Genomic DNA, 18,567 nt, shown 5'->3' with positions numbered 1-18,567 from the left:
CCACCCTGATGATTTCTTATAGTTTTATGATGTCGTCAATTAAGTTGACAAATATTTACTCAACGCAACATCGGTTTATCGTAGCACACATTGCTAGTCACTTGCATGAAAACAACTTCTAATCGCTTGTTTATGCAGAGTTATTGTTGCTCAACAGCACGCGACGCGTGGTTGCGCCGGACCACGCGCGCCACCAGCCACAATCCGAGCGCGGATGCGGTGAATGCCAGCTGGCCGGTCGCCAGCCACAGCACCGAGCCGGCCAGCGCCGGCGCCACCACGCCGGCCACGATCGCACCGGCCAGCGTGGTCTCGAACGACTGGCACGACGCCACGGTACCGCGGATGTGCGGGAACAGGTCCAGCGCCATCAGCGTGGCGGCCGGCCCCACCACCGACATGCCGAACGTGTAGAAGAACAGCGGCAGCACGCTCCAGGGCACCGAAGGGGGCATGAACAGGTGATACGCCACGTTGATGGTGGCGGCGGAAAGCAGGAAACAGAAACCGATGGCGATCTGGCGTTCGAACGTGATCTTGCCGGCCAGCCGGTTGGCGAACAGCGCGCCGGTGAAGATGCCGGACACGGAAGGAATGAACAGCCACCCGAACTGGTCCGGCCCGAGGTGCAGCTGTTTCGGCAGGAACTCGGGCGCCGCCGTGATGTAGACGAACAGGCCGGCGAAGTTCAGCGCCACGATCAGCGACTTCAGGTGGAACAGCGGCGAACCGAGGATCTGCTTGTAGCTGCCCCACAGGAAGCTGGGATTGAACGGCTGGCGCTTGTGGAGCGGCAGCGTTTCCGGCAAGCGCCGCCAGCAGACGACGAACAAGCCGATCGAGAACACGAACAGCACCAGGAAGATCGCGCGCCAGTCGAAGAACTTGACGATGAAGCCGCCCATGATGGGCGCCAGCGCTGGTGCGATCGCGAAGATCATCGTGACCAGCGACAGCAGCCGGGCCGCCTCGGCATCATGGTACAGGTCGCGGATGATCGCCCGCCCGACCACCACGCCGGCGCCGGCCGACACCCCCTGCAGTACGCGGAACACCCACAGGTATTGCACGCTGTGGACGGCGGCGCAGCCGATCGTGCCGATCGCGAACAGGATCAGCGACACCAGGATCACATTGCGCCGGCCGAACGCATCGGACAGCGCGCCATGCCACAGCACCATCCCCGCGAAAGCCAGCATGTAGGCCGTGAGGCTTTGCTGCACCTCGATCGGCGAGGCGCCGAGCGACTGGCCGATCTCGGGGAAGGCGGGCAGGTAGGCATCGATGCAGAACGGGCCCAGCATCGACAGCGCGGCCAGCACGATGGCCAGGCCGGTCTGGCTCAGCGGGCGGGTATGCGGCTTCCTGCGGGGCGGGACGGGCGGAACCGGGTCGGGCGGAAGGTTGGCTGGCGTATCGGGGAGCATGGGCTGTTCTGGTTTTTATTCACGTTACATCCGACCATGCCGGCACGCCAGCCGGTCGAGCTTATTCTTCGGTTTTCGGTTTCGCTTCCTCGCGCCGGTTGAAGCCGGCCACCATGTCGAAGCGGAACAGGCGGCATTCCAGCGCGCCGTTGAAGAACGGCGTCTTGCGCGATTCCTTCAGGCGCAGCAGCTTCGGCAGGTTCAGGTCGGCCGTGAACAGGTAGGCCGTCCAGCCGGCGAAGCGCTGCTTCAGCGTCTTCGACAGATCGGCATAGAACGACTTCGCCAGTTCGTCTTCGGGCATCGTGCTGTCGCCCCGTACGCCGATCCGCTCGCCATACGGCGGATTCGTCAGCACGATGCCCGGCGCGCCGTCCAGGTTCGCAACGGGCGGCTGCACCTGCTGCGCCTCGATCTGCTTCAACGGCACTTCGAACAGGATACCGGCGTTGCGCAGGTTATGGCGCGTCATTGCCACCATGTCGCCCGAGATGTCGGAGCCGAAGATCGTCGGCTCGGCCGGCAGCGGATTGGGCTTGATCGCCGCCTTCATTTCCTGCCACGGCGCCGGATCGAAGTCGTGGAACTTTTCAAACGCGAACTGGCGGCGCGCGCCGGGAGGGATGCCCTGCACCATCTGCGCCGCCTCGCACAGGATCGTGCCGGAACCGCACATCGGGTCGAACAGCGGGATGCCCGGCTTCCAGCCGGAAACGCGCAGCAGGCCGGCCGCGAGGTTCTCGCGCAGCGGCGCGTCGCCCGTCTCGGTGCGCCAGCCGCGCTTGAACAGCGCCTCGCCGGACGTATCGAGGTAGACGATGAACTGGCGCTGGTCGAGGAAGCCGGCGATCCGCATGTCCGGCTCGCGCGTGTTGACCGACGGGCGCTTGTTGTACATGTCGCGGAAGCGGTCGCAGACGGCATCCTTGATCTTCAGCGTGGTGAACTCGATGCTTTTCAGCGGCGACTTGATGGCCGTGACGTCGACGCGGATCGTGTGGTCCACGCCGAACCATTCTTCCCACGGCTGCGCGAGCACGAGGTCGTAGATGTCGTTTTCGTTCTGGTAATGGCACACGCCCATCCGCATCAGCACGCGCGAGGCGATGCGCGAATGCAGGTTGATGCGGTAGGCGTCATACAGGTCGCCCGAGCAGTGCACGCCGCCCGGCACCTGGTTGTGCACCTTCAGCGTGGGGCTTTGCGTGGTTTGCGCGATCTCGAGGAGTTCCTCGGCCAGCGCCACTTCCATGCCGCGCGGGCATGGGCAGAAATAGGAAGTCATGGGGGTACCCTTTGTCCGTTGAAAAACAATTGCTCCAGCACTGGCAAGCCGCCAGTGCCTCTCTTGACCCCAGAGGCGAAACCTGGGGTCAGACCCGGCGGGTCTGACCCCGGCAGTTGCCGTTGGGTGAAAATGCTGTTGCGCTACTCAAAACGGCTTGACGACCACCAGGATCACGATCGCCACCAGCAGCAGCACGGGCACTTCGTTGAACCAGCGGTAGAACACGTGGCCGCGCTTGTTCGTGCCGCGCTCGAATTTCTTCAGCAGCGAGCCGCATGCGTGGTGATAGCCCAGCGCCAGCACCACGAAGGTCAGCTTGGCATGCAGCCAGCCGGGCAGCTTCATGCCTTCCGGCGAGTGGTATTGCATCCATGTGAGGACCAGGCCGAACACGATGGCCGGCACCGCCAGCATCGTCATGAACCGGTACAGCTTGCGGGCCATCAGCAGCAGGCGCTCGGTCGTCGGGCCGGGCGCTTCCTGCGCCAGGTTGACGAAGATGCGCGGCAGGTAGAACAGCCCGGCGAACCAGGAAGTGATGAAGACGATGTGCAGCGCTTTAACCCACAGCATGGAGATCCTTTTATGTAGCCTTGTTGGCGCAACGGTACTTGCGCAACCGTACCTGCATGACGTTACTTGCGTACTTCGCCGTGGCCGAACACGACGTACTTCAGCGACGTCAGCCCTTCCAGCCCGACCGGTCCGCGCGCATGCAGCTTGTCGTTCGAGATGCCGATCTCGGCGCCCAGGCCGTATTCGAAACCGTCGGCGAAGCGGGTCGATGCGTTGACCATCACCGAGGCGCTGTCCACTTCGCGCAGGAAGCGCATCGCGGCGCTGTAGTCCTCGGTCACGATCGCCTCGGTATGCTTGGAGGACCAGGTGTTGATATGGTCCATCGCCGCATCGATGCCGTCCACCACGCGCACGGCCAGGATCGGCGCCAGGTATTCGGTGGCCCAGTCCTGTTCGCTCGCATGCGCCAGGTGCGGGTAGGCGGCGGCGTTCAATATCGCGAACGCTTCGTCGTCGGCGCGCAGTTCGACCCCCTCGGCCAGGTACAGTTTCGCCAGCGCCGGCAGCACCGCTGGCGCCACCGAGCGCTCGACCAGCAGCGTTTCCATCGTGTTGCACGTGCCGTAGCGGTGGCACTTGGCGTTGAAGCCGATGTCCAGCGCCTTCTGCAGGTCGGCCTTCGCATCGATGTACACGTGGCAGATGCCGTCCAGGTGCTTGATCATCGGCACCGTGGCTTCTTCCATCAGCCGTGCGATCAGGCCCTTGCCGCCGCGCGGCACGATCACGTCCACGTATTGCGGCATCGTGATCAGCGCGCCCACGGCGGCGCGGTCGGTGGTATCGACGACCTGAACGCCGTCTTCCGGCAGGCCGGCGCCGGCCAGGCCTTCCTTGACGATCTTCGCCAGCGCGCGGTTGCAGTGAATCGCTTCCGAGCCGCCGCGCAGGATCGTGGCGTTGCCGCTCTTGATGCACAGGCCGGCCGCATCCACCGTGACGTTCGGCCGCGCTTCGTAGATGATGCCAATGACGCCCAGCGGCACGCGCATCTGTCCGACCTGGATGCCGGTCGGGCGCGTTTTCATGTTCGAGATCTCGCCCACCGGGTCGGGCAGCGCGACGATCTGGCGCAGGCCTTCGACCATCGTGGCGATGGCCTTGTCCGACAGGGTCAGGCGGTCCACCATCGCCGGCGCCAGGCCGTTGGCGCGGGCCGCTTCCAGGTCCTGCCCGTTGGCCGCGCGCAGCGCTCCGGCTTCGCGCTCGATCGCATCGGCGATCAGGCTCAGGGCCCGGTTGCGGGTGGCGCTGTCGGCGCGCGCCATGGCGCGCGAGGCGGCGCGGGCGCGTTTGCCCAGCGCTTCCATGTACTCTTTGACTTCGGCTTCGTTCATCGTGCTCATGATTATCCTCGTGCTACCCTCGTGCCACCTTCAGCGCCAGCTGCAGCATGGCATCCCATTGGTCGCCGGCGAACGCCTTGGCGCGCAAGCCCTTGACCATCCTGTCGACCTGGGCGGCCTGCCGCAGCGCCGCTTCCAGCGTTGCCTGCGAAACGCGGCGCAACGCCGGTTCCATCATGCGCTCGCGCGGCCCCCAGATCCGGTATTCCTTCAGCAGCGCCGCCAGCGGTCGGCCCTGCGCCATCCCTGCCTTCAATTTTAGCAGCGTGCGGATTTCCTCGGAGACTGCCCACAGCACCAGTGGCAGCGCCTCGCCCTCGCCTTTCAGCCCTTCGAGCATGCGCACCAGCCGGGCCGGGTCGCCGCCCAGCATCGCCTCGGACAGCTTGAACACGTCGTAGCGCGCCACGTTCAGCACGGCGTCGTGCACCTGTTCGTAGGTGAGCTTGCCCGGCTCGTGCAACAGGCCCAGCTTCTGGATCTCCTGGTGCGCCGCCAGCAGGTTGCCCTCGACGCGGTCGGCGATGAAATCGAGGCTTTGCCGGTCGGCGCTCTGCCCCTGCATCGAAAGCCGCAGCGAAATCCAGTTCGGCAGCTGCGCGCGCTCCACGTTGGGAATGTCGATGTACACCGCCGCCGCCTGCAGCGCCGTCACCCATGCCGCCTTGGCCGTCTGCCAGTCCAGCTTCGGCAGCGTGATCATCGTGAGATTGTCCGGCGACAGGTTTTTCACGTAAGCCTGCAGCGCGGCGCCGCCATCCTTGCCCGGCTTGCCGGTGGGGATACGCAACTCGATCAGCTTCTTGTCGCCGAACAGCGAGAGCTCCTGGTTGGCCGCCAGCAGCTCGCCCCACTTGAAGCTGCGTTCCACCGTGAGCACGTCGCGCTCGGTGAAACCCCGGGCGCGCGCGGTGCGGCGGATCTTGTCCGCCGCCTCCAGCGCCAGCAGGTGCTCGTCGCTCGTGATCACATACAGCGGCGCCAGGGACTTGGCCAGGTGGCCGTCCAGCGCATCAGCGCGCAGTTGCATGCTACTCCTGGCGGCTCGGCAGCGCCGGCTCCGTGGCTTTCTCCGCCGGCGCGGACGACGGCACCGTCGTCGTGGCCGTGGAGGACGGCGCGCCCGAAGGCGCGGCCACCGAACCCGGCGACACCACGCCCGGCAACGTCAGCGGGCTGACCGTGCTGGTGGGATGCGCATCGGGACGCGAGGGCTTGATCGCCGCCATCCGGCGCATCATCTGCTGCACCAGGTCCTTCTGCATGTCGCGGTACAGCTGCGCTTCTTCCTGTTCCTTCGCCAGCAGTTGCGTTTCGCTGAACGTGATCGGACGGGTCAGCGAGATCTGCGTGGGGCCCAGCAGTTCCCGGCCGGCCTTGTCCTTCACGCGGAACACGATGTTATACGCCAGCAGGTATTCGCTGACGCGGCCGGCGCTGTTCAGCGACAGGATCGACTTGCTGCGTGTCTTTTCCGGGTCGGTGATGACCTCGATGACGGCGTCGGCCGACTGCGCATCGCTGGCGACGGTCGTGCTGCCGTTGACGCGGATATTGCGCTTCAGGTCGATCGCCAGCGGCGACGACTCGGGCAGGCCGACATACATCGACGCGAACGGCAGCGTGTAGTTGCCGCCCGAGCCGCGCAGGTGGAAGCCGCAGGCGCTCAGCGACATGGCCGTACCGGCCAGCGCGCCCACCAGCACTGTATTGCGGAGGAATCCCTTCAGAGTCGTCGTCATATGCCTTACACCACGATGTTGACCAGCTTGCCCGGCACCACGATGACCTTCTTCGGCGTGCCTTCGATGAACTTCTGCACGCTTTCCTCGGCCAGCGCGGCGGCTTCGATCGCCGCCTTGTCGGCAATCTTCGGCACCTTGACAGAACCGCGCAGCTTGCCGTTCACCTGGATCATCATCTCGATCTCGGACTGTTCCAGCGCGGCCGGGTCGACCTGCGGCCAGGCGGTATCGAGGATGTCCTTGTTGGCGGCGGCATAGCCCAGCTCCGCCCACAGCGCGTGCGTGATGTGCGGCGCGACCGGGTTCAGCAGACGCAGGAAGATCGACAGGCCTTCGGAGATCACGGCCGAATTTTCGACTTCATACGCGGCGGAATCGTCCAGCTTGGCCGACTCCAGCGTGTTCAGCATCTTCATGCAGGCCGATACCACGGTGTTGTACTGGATGCGCTTCAGGTCGTAATCGGCCTGCTGCAGCACCTTGTGCAGTTCGCGGCGCAGCGCCTTGCCCGCATCGGTGGTTGCCGCCGCGGTCACGGTGGCGCCGGCGGCGGCCACGCGGTCCTTCTGCGCGTAGGCGTAGGCCCAGACACGGCGCAGGAAGCGGTTCGCGCCTTCCACGCCGCTGCCCGACCATTCCAGCGTCTGCTCCGGCGGCGAGGCGAACATCGTGAACAGGCGGGCCGTGTCGGCGCCGTACTGCTCGATCTGCGCCTGCGGGTCGATGCCGTTGTTCTTCGACTTCGACATCTTCTCGGTGCCGCCGATCAGTACCGGCTGGCCGTCCGCCTTCAGCAGCGCCGAGACCGGACGGCCCTTGTCGTCGGTGGTCAGTTCCACGTCCGCCGGGTTGTACCAGGTCTTCTTGCCCGACGCTTCTTCGCGATAGTAGGTTTCGTTAAGCACCATGCCCTGCGTGAGCAGGTTGGTGAACGGCTCGTCGAACTTCACCAGGCCGAAGTCGCGCATCACTTTCGTCCAGAAGCGCGCGTACAGCAGGTGCAGCACGGCGTGCTCGATGCCGCCGATGTACTGGTCCATCGGCATCCAGTAGTCGTTGCGGGAATCGACCATCGCATCCGAACCGGGCGACGTATATTTCATGTAGTACCAGCTCGAATCGACGAACGTGTCCATCGTGTCGGTCTCGCGGCGCGCCGGCCTGCCGCACTGCGGGCAGTCGCACTTGAGGAAGGCTTCGTGCTTGTTCAGCGGGTTGCCCGTGCCGTCCGGCACGCAGTCTTCCGGCAGCACCACCGGCAGGTCTTTTTCGGGCACCGGCACGGCGCCGCAATCGGCGCAGTTGATCATCGGGATCGGCGTGCCCCAGTAGCGCTGGCGCGAGATGCCCCAGTCGCGCAGGCGGAACGTGACCTTCTTTTCACCCAGGCCCAGCGCGGCCAGGTCGGCGGCCACCGCATCCACGGCTTCGGCGTATTTCAGGCCGTCGTACTTGCCGGAGTTGATGACAACGGAAGCGGCCTTGTCGCCATACCATTCCTGCCAGGCTTCGGTCGAGTATTCCTTGCTGTCGGCGGTGGTGATCACCTGCTTGATCGGCAGGTCGTATTTTTTCGCGAACGCGAAATCGCGCTCGTCGTGCGCCGGCACGCCCATCACGGCGCCGTCGCCGTAGGTGATCAGCACGTAGTTGCCGATCCAGACTTCCACCTGTTCGCCGGTCAGCGGGTGGGTCACGGACAGGCCGGTCGGCATGCCCTTCTTTTCCATCGTGGCCATGTCGGCCTCGATCACGGAACCCATCTTGCACTCGGCGATGAAGGCTTGCAGTTCCGGATTGTTCCGGGCCGCATGCGTGGCCAGCGGATGCTCGGCGGCTACCGCGCAGAACGTGACGCCCATGATCGTGTCAGGCCGCGTGGTGAACACGTACATCTTGCCGTCGCCGATGGGCTGGCCGTCGTCACCCGCGATCGTGTGCGGGAAGGCGAAGCGCACGCCGGTCGACTTGCCGATCCAGTTCGACTGCATGATGCGCACGCGCTCGGGCCAGCCGGGCAGCTTGTTGTCAACGAAGTCCAGCAGCTCTTCGGCGTAATCGGTGATGCGCGCATAGTACATCGGGATCTCGCGCTTTTCGATCAGCGCGCCGGAACGCCAGCCGCGGCCGTCGACCACCTGCTCGTTGGCCAGCACGGTCTGGTCCACCGGGTCCCAGTTCACGGTGCCGGTCTTCTTGTAGATGATGCCCTTCTCGAGCATCTTCAGGAACATCCACTGGTTCCACTTGTAGTATTCGGGCTTGCAGGCCGTCATCTCGCGCGACCAGTCGATGGCCAGGCCCATCATTTCCATCTGCGCGCGCATGTGGGCGATGTTCGAGTACGTCCATTGCGCCGGCGGCACGTTGTTCGCCATCGCCGCGTTTTCCGCCGGCATGCCGAACGCATCCCAGCCCATCGGCATCAGCACGTTGTAGCCGTTCATCCGCAGGTAGCGGTACATCACATCGTTGATCGTATAGTTGCGCACGTGACCCATGTGCAGCTTGCCGGACGGGTAAGGCAGCATCGAGCAGGCGTAGTACTTGCCCTTCGGGAAACGCGGGTCGTTTTCGACGGCTTTATAGGCATCGATCGCCTTCCAGTGCGATTGGGCGGCTTTTTCAACGTCGGCGGGACTATATTTGTCTTGCATGATGGATGCAGAAAGTGGAAACGGTGAATGGATATGAACCGGACATTATACTTGTATAAGTCCCGCCGGCTTCGGACTGGCCGGTTCGGGCGCGCCGGCCACGGGAGCGCCCGTCACATTCATCCACGTTGCGTTCAACATGACCTATCGAGAGTATCCACCGCATCCCGCGCTGCGGGCGCACGTGGCATGCATGTGGACGGCACGCGTGACCGCGCCCGTCTCCGCGGCGGCACCGCACGTGCACCGCGTGCTGCCCGACAATTGCATCGACATCCTGTGGCAGGACGGCCGGCAAGCCTTCGCGGTCGGCATGATGAGCGCCTCGTTCCTGGTGCCGGCTGCCCGGCCGGTGCGGACGGTCGCGGTGCGCTTCAAGCCCGGTGCCGCGGGCCTGTTCCTTGGCATGCCGCTGCACCCGCTGACGGATGCCCGCGCCGAGATCGCCGGACTGTGGGGGCGCGCCACGGCCGACCGGCTCGACGATGCATTGTGGACGCACGAGCTGACCGACCGGCAGCGGATCGCCCTGGTCGAACGGGAACTGCTGCGGCGGCTGGCGGACGCGCCGCTTTCGTCACCCGGATCGCTGGGCTTGCACGCCGTGGCCGCGATCGAAGCCGCCCACGGCGCCATGCCGGTCGAAGCGCTGGCGGGCACGCTGCGGGTCTCGCGCCAGCACCTGGCCCTGCAGTTCCGGCAGCAGGTGGGTCTCACCCCCAAGCTGTTCGCGCGTATCTGCCGGTTCCGCCGCGCACTGGCGCTACTGCGCGAACCTTCCCGCGACGGCAACCTGGCCGCCCTGGCCACCGATTGCGGCTACTTCGACCAGTCGCACCTGATCCGGGATTTTCGCGATTTCGCCGACGGCACGCCGGGTGGCCTGTAGCCCTCCGCCGGCGAACCTTCGTTTTGCACCTTCCATTTTTACAATCCGGTGCCGCGCAGCGATGGCATCATGCTCCTTTGACAACCAAAGGAGACCATCATGATCAACGGACTGCGCACCGCCATCTATCCCGTCAGGGACCTGTCCGCCGCCAAGGCGTGGTACACCGAAGTATTCTGTACCGCGCCCTATTTCGACGAGCCGTTCTACGTGGGCTACGCGATCGGCGGCTTCGAACTGGGCCTGACGCCGAAGGACGAGCCGGGCAAGGCCGGCAGCAAGGTGTACTGGGGCGTCGACGATATCGAAGCGGAAGCGGCGCGGATCGTCGGACTGGGAGCAAGCACTCACTGGCCGCTGCAGGATGTTGGCGACGGTATCAAGGTCGTAGAACTGGCCGATCCGTTCGGCAACGTGCTGGGCCTCATCTACAATCCCCACTTCGACCCGAAAGCCGTGCGCTGACGCCGTACCCGACGATATGTTAATATACGGTTCGTATATAGACCGTATATTTAGGATATCATGGGCATCGTAAAAATTTCCGACCAGATGCATGAAAACCTACGCATCGCCAGCGGCGCACTGAGCCGCTCGATCAATGCGCAGGCCGAGCACTGGCTCCGCATCGGCCTGCTGGCCGAAACCAATCCCGATCTGAACTACAGCGAGTTGTGCCAGCTGCTGCTGCGCGGCGAAACGGGCCAGGGCCCGCTGCGCCTGACCCCGGTAAAGGGAGAGGCGCTGCACGATGCGTAAGAAGAACAACGACGCCATCCTGATCAAGTCGCCCGAACAGGTGGAAATGTCGCGCATCGCCGGCCAGCTGGCGGCGGACGTGCTGACGATGATCGGCCCGCACGTTCAGCCCGGCGTCTCCACCGAGTACCTGGACAAGCTGTGCAACGAATACATCGTCAACGTGCTGCAGGTGATTCCGGCGAACGTGGGCTATGCCGGCTTCACGAAGACCGTGTGCACGTCGGTCAACGAGGTGGTCTGCCATGGCATCCCCACGCCGAAGAAGATCCTCAAGGACGGCGACATCATCAACATCGACGTGGCCGTGATCAAGGACGGCTGGTTCGGCGATACGAGCCGCATGTACTACGTGGGCAATGTCGGCAAGGCCGCGCGCAAGCTGTGCGAAGTGACGTATGACGCGATGTGGGCCGGCATCCGTGCCGTGAAGCCGGGCGCCACGCTGGGCGACGTGGGCCACGCGATCCAGATGGTGGCCGAGAACGCCGGGTTCTCCGTGGTGCGCGATTACTGCGGCCACGGCATCGGCATGGTCTACCACGAAGAACCGCAGGTGCTGCACTACGGCCGGCCCGGCATGGGCCTGAAGCTGGAGCCGGGCATGGTGTTCACGATCGAACCGATGATCAACGCCGGCAAGCACGGTACCCGCGCGCTGCCCGATGGCTGGACCGTGGTCACCGCGGACCGCTCGCTGTCGGCGCAGTGGGAGCACATGGTGACGGTCACGGCGACCGGGTTCGATGTGCTGACCCTGGCGCCGGGCGAGAAGCCGGCCTGATTCCAGCCCCGCATACCGGGACAAAACGCGCGACCGCCGCATCGCGGCACCGCCCTGCTTCCATCGCCCCTGTTTCCAGGGAATTTCCTGGATACAGGGGTCTGTCCCGGGTCTCCCGCCGGCGTCTTGCCGGTGTTACTTCAGCACGAGCTTGAGCGCCGGCTTCTCGCCGTAGTCCTCGTAGCGCTCGTTGATGCCGCCGATGCAGAACGCGATCTCTTCCAGCAGGTCGGGCGCCGCGGCCTTCAGCGCAGCGGAGTTCGTGATGACGACTTCGAGCACCTCGTTCGCCTTCAGCCTGAATTTCGTCATGCCCTCGTCGTCGCGCAGGTACGACAGCGCGTCGATCCACGAATCCATCGAGGCGGCCACGTGGTCGTTGAAACCGAATGCCGCGCGGCTGGCGGCATGAAAACTTGCTTCGTCGCGGATCGCCGCGCCGTCCAGGGTCGTGCTGGCCATTATCTTGTTCCTTTTGTCTTTTCCTTGGGGTCGGTGACGAAGACCAGCTTCGTCAAGCCTTCCTCCTGCGCCGCCGCCATCAGCTGCGCCACCGCTTCGTAGCGGGTGGCGCGGTCGGCGCGCAATTGCAGTTCGGGTTGCGGTGCGCGCCGCGCGGCCGTGGCCAGGCGCGGCTGCAATTGGGCCGGTTGCACCGCTTCATCGTTCCAGTAGACGGTGCCCTCGGCATCGATCGAGATCCTGACCGCATCGGCCGGCTGCGGCGCGCTTGCCGCCTGCGCCTTCGGCAGGTCGAGCTTCACCGCGTGTGTAAACATCGGCGCGGACAGGATGAAGATCACCAGCAGCACCAGCATCACGTCGACCATCGGCGTCACGTTGATGTCGGCCATCGATTCCTTCTGCCGGTGGTGGTTGAATGCGCCGAATGCCATCGCTCCTCCGGTTACCGCGAATCCTGGTTCAGGTAAGCCTGCAGGTCGTAGGCGAACGCGTCGAGCTCGGAGAGCGTGAGCCGGTTGACGCGGTTGAAGCCGTTATAGGCCAGCACGGCGGGAATGGCCACCATCAGGCCCACGCCGGTCATGATCAGCGCTTCGCCGACCGGGCCGGCCACCTTGTCGATTTCCACGGTGCCGGACGACGACACGGCCGCCAGCGCGTGATAGATGCCCCACACGGTGCCCAGCAGGCCGACGAACGGCGCGGTGGAGGCGATCGACGCCAGCAGGGTCAGGCCCGACTCCAGGCGAACGGTGGAACGGTGGATCGCATCGCGCAGCAGGCGCGTGACCCGCTCGGCATGCGCTACCGACGTACCGAGCGACGTGCCGGGCGCGATGCCGAGCGAGGCGCCGGCGGCCCCGGGGGCCAGCGCCGTGCCCTGTTCGGCCAGCGCGGCATAGATGCCTTCCGGATCGCCCGCGGCGACGACCGCCACGCCATCGCGCAGCGTGGGCGCATCCCAGAAGCGCCGCACCACGTGCGCGCTGCGGCGCACGCGCCATGCCATCCAGCCCTTCGACAGGATGAAGAACCAGCTCGTCAGCGACATCGCCAGCAGCAGGTAGGCGACCGCGTGGCTGATCGCGTCGCCCCGTTCCCAGTAACCCGCGAACGTGAAGTGATCCATGTATCCGGACTTAGCCGTTCAGGCCCAGCACGTCGTACATGTCGAACAGGCCGGTCGCCTTGTCCGCCAGGAAGCGCGATGCGCGCAGCGAGCCTTGCGCGTAACCGGCGCGGCTGCTGGACTTGTGGCTGATCTCGATGCGTTCGCCGGTGCCGGCGAACAGCACGGTGTGGTCGCCGATGATGTCGCCGCCGCGGATCGTGGCAAAGCCGATCGTCGACGGATCGCGTTCGCCGGTGACGCCTTCGCGGCCGTAGACGGCGCACTCCTTCAGGTCGCGGCCCAGCGCGTCGGCGATCACTTCGCCCATCTTCAGGGCGGTGCCGGACGGCGCATCGACCTTGTGGCGGTGGTGCGCCTCGATGATTTCGATGTCGTAGCCGGTGGACAGGCTTTTCGCGGCCAGTTCCAGCAGCTTGAGCGTGACGTTGACGCCCACGCTCATGTTCGGCGCGAACACGATCGCCGTCTTTTCGGCGGCGGCCTTCAGGGCGGCCTTGCCGGCGTCGTCGAACCCGGTGGTGCCGATCACCAGCTTGATGCCGTGCGCGGCGCAATACTCGGCATGCTTCAGCGTGCCTTCGGGGCGCGTGAAGTCGATCAGCACGTCCGCGCCTTGCAGGCCTTCGGCCAGGTCGGCGGTAACGATCGCGCCGGTGGCCTTGCCGAGGAATGCGCCGGCATCCTGGCCCAGGCCGTCGCTGCCGGCGATGCCGAGCGCGCCGGACAGGCGCAGGTCATCGGCGTTCAGCACGGCTTCAACGAGCATGCGGCCCATGCGGCCGCCGGCACCGGCGATGGCAATGTTCAGAGTCGTCATGTGGTTCCTTGTTGTTTTTATTGGCCGGCTGGCTGCGTGGTGACTTCGACCGGGTTGCGGTTGCCGGAATCCTGGCCGCTCGGCAGCGGCGCGCGCGCGGCGGCCGGCTGGTTTTCGCTGTTGCGCTTCTCGTCTTTCTGGAACTGCTTGATCGGGCCGGCGATGCGGGCGATGTATTCGCGTTCCGACGGCAGCTCGCCGCCTTCGAAGCGCTCGACCTTGCCTTCCTTGTCGAAATGGACGACCACCGTGCTGGTGGTCAGCTCGCCATTGCCGCGTTCGAGGCGGAACGGGTAATCCCAGCGGTTCTCATGGAAGATGTCGTTCAGCAGCGGCGAACCCATGATGAAACGCACCTGGTCGCGCGTCATGCCTGTTTTCAGCTGTGCCAGCATTTCCTTCGACACAAAGTTACCCTGCTGGATATCCGGGCGATACGGCGAGAAGAACCACATGAATTTCTGGATCCGCGATGCCTGCGACGTTACCGCGCCTTGCGACGGCTCGACGACGGTGCCGGTTTGCTGGGTCGCCTGGGCGCCTTCCTTCGGGCCGAGCACGGTCTTGCCGGCGCAGCCGCCGAGGGCGAGCGCCACGCAGGCGCCCGCGGCCGCGAGGGGCAGGCGCGATTTAAAAACGTGCAAGACAGACAACGGTGACGCCAGGGTAACGCGCATAAGTAACCTCAAATCCGATTGAGCAGAAGTGTCGAAACGCTATATCATAAAGCACTCCAGCCCAAACCGACCATCGAACATGAGTAACAGCCCCACCGACTTGAAGGCCAGCGGCCTGAAGGCAACCCTGCCGCGCCTGAAGATTCTCGACATCTTCCAGAACAGCGCCGTGCGTCACCTGACGGCCGAAGACGTCTACAAGATTCTTCTGTCCGAGAACATGGACGTCGGTCTTGCCACCGTTTACCGCGTGCTCACGCAGTTCGAACAGGCCGGCCTGTTGAACCGCAATCACTTCGAAAGCGGCAAGGCGATCTTCGAACTGAACCAGGGTTCCCACCACGACCACCTCGTGTGCCTCGACTGCGGCCGCGTGGAGGAATTCATCGACGACGAAATCGAAGCCCGCCAGCAGCGCATCGCGGCCGAGCGCGGCTTCAGGATCGCCGAGCACGCGCTGGCGATTTATGGCAGTTGCACGAAGGAGAACTGCCCGCACCGGCATTGAGGCACACCCGGCACCAACAGAAACGGCCCTTGCGGGCCGTTTCTGTTTTTGGAACATGGGGCTATTGTGCTGGCGGCTCTCAGCCGTGGCTCAGGGCGTTCGACAGTAGCCGCGACGTGATATCCACGATCGGGATCACCCGCTCATAGGCCATCCTGGTCGGCCCGATCACGCCCAGCGTGCCGACGATTCGGCCGTTGACTTCATAAGGCGCGGTCACCACGCTCATGTCGTCGAGCGGGATCAGGTTCGATTCGCCGCCGATGAAGATCTGCACGCCGGCAGCCTTCGACGAAACGTCCAGCAGCTGCATCAGGCCCGTCTTTTGCTCGAACATGTCGAACATCTGCCGCAGCGACGACATGTTCGACGACAGGTCGCTGACCGACAGCAGGTTGCGTTCGCCGGAAATCACCATGTCGTCGCTGCTGTCGGCCATCGCTTCGCTGCCCGCCTCCACCGCCGCCTGCATCAGGCGGCCCATGTCGTCGCGCAGCTGGCGCAGTTCGCCCTGCATGCGGGTGCGCACCTCGTCGAACGCGAGGCCGCTGTAGTGCTGGTTGATGAAATTGGCCGATTGCACCAGCTCGGACGGGGTGTAGTCGACATCCGTCAGCAGCAGGCGGTTCTGTACGTCGCCGCCGGGCGCGACGATCACGAGCAGGATGCGTTTTTCGCCCAGTCGCAGGAATTCGATCTGCCGGAACGCGGATTCGCGGCGCGGGCTCAGCACCACGCCGGCGAACTGCGACAGCGACGACAGCATCTGCGCCGCGTTCGCGATCAGCTTTTGCGGCGGGTGCGCCTGGGGCCGCAGCCGCGATTCGACGGCGCTCTCGTCGATCGGCTGCACCGTCAGCAGCGTGTCGACGAAGATCCGGTAGCCGCGCGGCGTGGGCACGCGGCCGGCGGACGTGTGCGGGCTGGCGACATAGCCGAGCTCTTCCAGGTCGGCCATGATGTTGCGGATCGTGGCCGGCGACAGGTCAAGGCCGGAAATCTTCGACAGCGCGCGCGAGCCCACGGGCTGGCCGTCGGCAATATAGCGCTCCACGAGGGCTTTGAGCAGGGTTTGGGCACGAATATCGAGTTGCATGATCAATTCACAGGCTAAGCGTTCATTATGCACAGGAAGTTGCGCACCGGGAATTCAATCGACCAACTGTTGTTCCAGCCACGCAATCAACTCGTCGACATCCCGGCAGATCGCGTCGGGCTCGATCCCTGCTTCCAGGTGCGCCATGCTGCCGGTGCGGTTCATCCACACGGCTTTCAGGCCGGCTTTTTGCGCGCCCTGCACATCGAGAAACAGGTCGTCGCCCACGTACACGGTTTCATGCGGCGCGACGCCGAGTGCCTTGCACGCCGCCAGGAAAATGGCGGGATCGGGTTTTGCCTTGCCGAAACGGCTGGCGGCCAGCGACACCTTGAAATGGTGGGCGAGGCCGATGACTTCAAGGTCGGCATTGCCGTTCGAAACCGAACCGAGCGTGACTTTCTGCGCCAGGCGCTGCAGCCCCGGCAGGACATCCTGGTAGGGCTGGACCGCATTGCGGGCGGCGGAAAAATGCCTGATCGCCCCGTCGAGCCGGGCCAGGTCTTCGCCCACGTGGGCAAACGCCGCTTCCAGGGCGGCGCGGCGCAGGCCGATCAGGTCCAGGTGATGCTCCGGCTTCTCGGCCAGCAGCGCCATCCGGCGGGCCCGCAACTCCTCGATGGTGAAGGTCTGCGCCACTTTCGGCGCATGCTCGGCGAGCCATGCGTGCAGCGCAAGTTCCGCTTCGGCGATCACGGGGCCGATCGGCCACAGCGTGTCGTCCAGGTCGAACAAAATGGCTTTGGGTCGTGCGATATCGTTCATGGCCCCATTGTCGCACGGCCCGGCCGCTAAGGCCCGGCACGCTGGCGCCTTGCTACCGCCTGAGGCGCCGCCATCGGTGCTAAATTAACGAACTGTCACTATCGGAGAGGCCGAACATGCGTACATCGTGGCGTGCATTGTTGCGCGCATTGTTACGTTCCATACTGCGTCCGCCGCCGCATCCACGGCGGCGCCTGCTGCCCGCATCGCTTGCGGCGGCCATCCTGGCCGGCTGCGCCTCGACCGCGCCGCTGCCGCCGGACGTGCTGTCGGCTTACGTGGTGCTGGGCGAACAGGGTGCGGCCACGGCGCGCGTCATCACGGCCGCTGCCGCCTGTCCCACGCTTGCCGTCGATGGCCGGCCGGTGCCGATGACCGTGCGTGCGGCTCCGGCCACGGTCGCGCAGCGCCCGACCGCGTCCGGCCCGGAGGATTCGAAGCCATCGGCCTTTCCGGTGCTGACGTGCGAAGCACCGCTGCCGGCGGGCACGAACGCGGCCGCGGTCGGCGGCGCCGCCCTCCCCGTGCCCGCGCCCGAGGCGCGCCGCATCGTCGTGATCGGCGATACCGGCTGCCGGCTGAAGAAGGCCGATCACGCCTGGCAACCCTGCAACGACCCCGAACAATTCCCGTTTGCCGCCGTGACGGCGGCCGCGGCGCGCTGGAAGCCGGACCTGGTGATCCACGTGGGCGACTATCACTACCGTGAAAATCCTTGTCCGGAAGGTAATGCGGGATGTGCCGGCAGCCCGTGGGGCTATGGCTGGGATGCCTGGCGCGAGGATTTCTTCCGTCCCGCCGAAGCGCTGCTGCGCGTCGCGCCCTGGGTAATGGTGCGCGGCAACCACGAGAGCTGCGCCAGGGCCGGCCAGGGGTGGTGGCGCTTCCTCGATCCGCGCGCGCCCCAGCCCGGCCGCGACTGCAACGCGCAGCAGGACGATGCCACCGGCGACTACAGCGACCCGTATGCGGTGCCGCTGGGCGGCGACGCGCAACTGCTGGTGCTGGATACGGCCGCCACGTCGTGGCGCGGCCTGAAACCGGGCGATACCGGCTTTGCGCGCTACCGCGATGCCTACCAGAAGACCGAGGCGCTGTCGCAGCGCGCCGCCTGGAACCTGCTGGCGAACCACCACCCGATCTTCGGTATCGGCACGGATGTCGACAAGGCCGGCCAGGCATACCTGAAACTGGGCGATGCCGGATTGCAGCAAAGCTTCGGTGCCGTCAATCCGCTGCTGCTGCCGCCGCGCGTGCAGGCGCTGCTGTCCGGCCACTTGCATATGTGGCAACACGTCAGCTTCAGGACGGATCATCCGACCCAGTTCGTGGCCGGCTTTTCCGGCACGCTGGAAGACGTGGTGCCGCTGCCTGAAAATGTGGCGGCGGTGCAGCCGGCGCCCGGCGCCGCGATCGGCGCCTTCAGCGCGTGGCAGGGCGGCTTCGGTTTCATGACGATGGAACGCGCCGGACCCGATGCCTGGAACGTGGCGGTCCACGACCGCCACGGCACCGTGCGAAACCGCTGCCACCTGCAGGGGCGCCTGGCGTCATGCGCCATTGCGCGCGTCGAGTGAACGCGGCAATGACACACGCCGTTCCAACGCGTTGTTACAACGATTAGCGAGCCACC

Annotated in this window: 20 protein-coding genes; 6 read left to right on the top strand and 14 right to left on the bottom strand. The window is 65.2% G+C overall.

Features of this window, described 5'->3' with window-relative positions:
- Positions 1 to 140: 140 nt before the first annotated feature.
- From GJV26_RS15860 to leuS, 7 genes are all read right to left on the bottom strand, one after another.
- On the bottom strand, positions 141 to 1,427 hold the full coding sequence (locus GJV26_RS15860; protein WP_155709674.1) for a multidrug effflux MFS transporter: 1,287 nt from the start codon (positions 1,425 to 1,427) through the stop codon (positions 141 to 143).
- 61 nt (positions 1,428 to 1,488) lie between these two features.
- Positions 1,489 to 2,712: a THUMP domain-containing class I SAM-dependent RNA methyltransferase gene (locus GJV26_RS15855; RefSeq protein WP_371866481.1), complete on the bottom strand. Its 1,224-nt coding sequence runs from the start codon at positions 2,710 to 2,712 to the stop codon at positions 1,489 to 1,491.
- Positions 2,713 to 2,859: 147 nt separating this feature from the next.
- Positions 2,860 to 3,288 carry a CopD family protein gene (locus GJV26_RS15850; protein WP_155709673.1) on the bottom strand — a complete coding sequence of 143 codons (429 nt, stop codon included), beginning with the start codon at positions 3,286 to 3,288 and terminating at the stop codon, positions 2,860 to 2,862.
- A gap of 62 nt (positions 3,289 to 3,350) precedes the next feature.
- Positions 3,351 to 4,640 (bottom strand): glutamate-5-semialdehyde dehydrogenase, encoded by a 1,290-nt coding sequence (locus tag GJV26_RS15845; RefSeq protein ID WP_229419315.1) that lies wholly within the window; start codon positions 4,638 to 4,640, stop codon positions 3,351 to 3,353.
- Between the two features lie 13 nt (positions 4,641 to 4,653).
- The gene (gene holA / locus GJV26_RS15840; protein WP_155709672.1) at positions 4,654 to 5,670 is read right to left on the bottom strand and encodes a DNA polymerase III subunit delta; all 1,017 of its coding nucleotides are present in this window, start codon (positions 5,668 to 5,670) and stop codon (positions 4,654 to 4,656) included.
- A 1-nt stretch (position 5,671) separates the two neighbouring features.
- Entirely contained in the window at positions 5,672 to 6,382 is a 711-nt protein-coding gene (locus tag GJV26_RS15835; protein WP_155709671.1) for an LPS-assembly lipoprotein LptE, read from the bottom strand.
- A gap of 5 nt (positions 6,383 to 6,387) precedes the next feature.
- Positions 6,388 to 9,042: a leucine--tRNA ligase gene (gene leuS, locus GJV26_RS15830; protein ID WP_155709670.1), complete on the bottom strand. Its 2,655-nt coding sequence runs from the start codon at positions 9,040 to 9,042 to the stop codon at positions 6,388 to 6,390.
- A gap of 139 nt (positions 9,043 to 9,181) precedes the next feature.
- On the opposite strand from leuS, the gene GJV26_RS15825 reads away from it, so the two are divergent.
- The 4 genes from GJV26_RS15825 to map all read left to right on the top strand — a co-directional run bounded on the left by GJV26_RS15825 (position 9,182) and on the right by map (position 11,474).
- Positions 9,182 to 9,931 (top strand): helix-turn-helix transcriptional regulator, encoded by a 750-nt coding sequence (locus tag GJV26_RS15825; RefSeq protein WP_155709669.1) that lies wholly within the window; start codon positions 9,182 to 9,184, stop codon positions 9,929 to 9,931.
- A gap of 99 nt (positions 9,932 to 10,030) precedes the next feature.
- The gene (locus tag GJV26_RS15820) at positions 10,031 to 10,396 is read left to right on the top strand and encodes a VOC family protein (protein ID WP_155709668.1); all 366 of its coding nucleotides are present in this window, start codon (positions 10,031 to 10,033) and stop codon (positions 10,394 to 10,396) included.
- A gap of 60 nt (positions 10,397 to 10,456) precedes the next feature.
- On the top strand, positions 10,457 to 10,690 hold the full coding sequence (locus GJV26_RS15815; RefSeq protein WP_130187302.1) for a ParD-like family protein: 234 nt from the start codon (positions 10,457 to 10,459) through the stop codon (positions 10,688 to 10,690).
- A complete protein-coding gene (gene map / locus GJV26_RS15810) occupies positions 10,683 to 11,474 on the top strand; it encodes a type I methionyl aminopeptidase (protein WP_155709667.1) in 792 nt (263 codons plus the stop codon). Before GJV26_RS15815 ends, map begins: the two co-directional genes overlap by 8 nt.
- Positions 11,475 to 11,609: 135 nt before the next feature.
- On the opposite strand, the gene GJV26_RS15805 is transcribed toward map, so the two are convergent.
- Genes GJV26_RS15805 through GJV26_RS15785 form a run of 5 tightly spaced genes read right to left on the bottom strand, consistent with a single transcriptional unit; the run spans position 11,610 to position 14,532 of the window.
- Positions 11,610 to 11,936: a barstar family protein gene (locus GJV26_RS15805; protein ID WP_155709666.1), complete on the bottom strand. Its 327-nt coding sequence runs from the start codon at positions 11,934 to 11,936 to the stop codon at positions 11,610 to 11,612.
- A complete protein-coding gene (locus tag GJV26_RS15800; RefSeq protein WP_155709665.1) occupies positions 11,936 to 12,370 on the bottom strand; it encodes an ExbD/TolR family protein in 435 nt (144 codons plus the stop codon). The genes GJV26_RS15805 and GJV26_RS15800 overlap by 1 nt, the downstream gene beginning before the upstream one ends.
- Positions 12,371 to 12,381: 11 nt before the next feature.
- A complete protein-coding gene (locus GJV26_RS15795) occupies positions 12,382 to 13,068 on the bottom strand; it encodes a MotA/TolQ/ExbB proton channel family protein (protein ID WP_155709664.1) in 687 nt (228 codons plus the stop codon).
- 10 nt (positions 13,069 to 13,078) lie between these two features.
- Positions 13,079 to 13,888: a 4-hydroxy-tetrahydrodipicolinate reductase gene (gene dapB / locus GJV26_RS15790; RefSeq protein ID WP_155709663.1), complete on the bottom strand. Its 810-nt coding sequence runs from the start codon at positions 13,886 to 13,888 to the stop codon at positions 13,079 to 13,081.
- Between the two features lie 17 nt (positions 13,889 to 13,905).
- Positions 13,906 to 14,532: an outer membrane protein assembly factor BamE gene (locus GJV26_RS15785; protein ID WP_229419314.1), complete on the bottom strand. Its 627-nt coding sequence runs from the start codon at positions 14,530 to 14,532 to the stop codon at positions 13,906 to 13,908.
- Positions 14,533 to 14,644: 112 nt separating this feature from the next.
- Here GJV26_RS15785 and fur point away from each other — a divergent pair, with 112 nt between their 5' ends.
- Positions 14,645 to 15,073 carry a ferric iron uptake transcriptional regulator gene (gene fur, locus GJV26_RS15780; protein WP_155709661.1) on the top strand — a complete coding sequence of 143 codons (429 nt, stop codon included), beginning with the start codon at positions 14,645 to 14,647 and terminating at the stop codon, positions 15,071 to 15,073.
- Between the two features lie 79 nt (positions 15,074 to 15,152).
- Here fur and hrcA read toward each other — a convergent pair whose 3' ends face one another.
- Both hrcA and GJV26_RS15770 read right to left on the bottom strand, forming a co-directional pair.
- Positions 15,153 to 16,169, bottom strand: a complete 1,017-nt coding sequence (gene hrcA / locus GJV26_RS15775) for a heat-inducible transcriptional repressor HrcA (protein WP_173346213.1) — start codon at positions 16,167 to 16,169, stop codon at positions 15,153 to 15,155.
- A 54-nt stretch (positions 16,170 to 16,223) separates the two neighbouring features.
- Positions 16,224 to 16,934 carry an HAD family hydrolase gene (locus tag GJV26_RS15770; protein WP_155709659.1) on the bottom strand — a complete coding sequence of 237 codons (711 nt, stop codon included), beginning with the start codon at positions 16,932 to 16,934 and terminating at the stop codon, positions 16,224 to 16,226.
- Between the two features lie 116 nt (positions 16,935 to 17,050).
- Here GJV26_RS15770 and GJV26_RS15765 point away from each other — a divergent pair, with 116 nt between their 5' ends.
- Positions 17,051 to 18,511 (top strand): metallophosphoesterase family protein, encoded by a 1,461-nt coding sequence (locus tag GJV26_RS15765; RefSeq protein ID WP_155709658.1) that lies wholly within the window; start codon positions 17,051 to 17,053, stop codon positions 18,509 to 18,511.
- The last annotated feature ends 56 nt before the right edge of the window (positions 18,512 to 18,567 follow it).

The organism is Pseudoduganella dura (genome assembly GCF_009727155.1).
GTDB lineage: Bacteria > Pseudomonadota > Gammaproteobacteria > Burkholderiales > Burkholderiaceae_D > Rugamonas > Rugamonas dura.
Note: the sequence above shows the minus strand (reverse complement) of the source record. Positions and strands in the feature narration are given on the sequence as shown.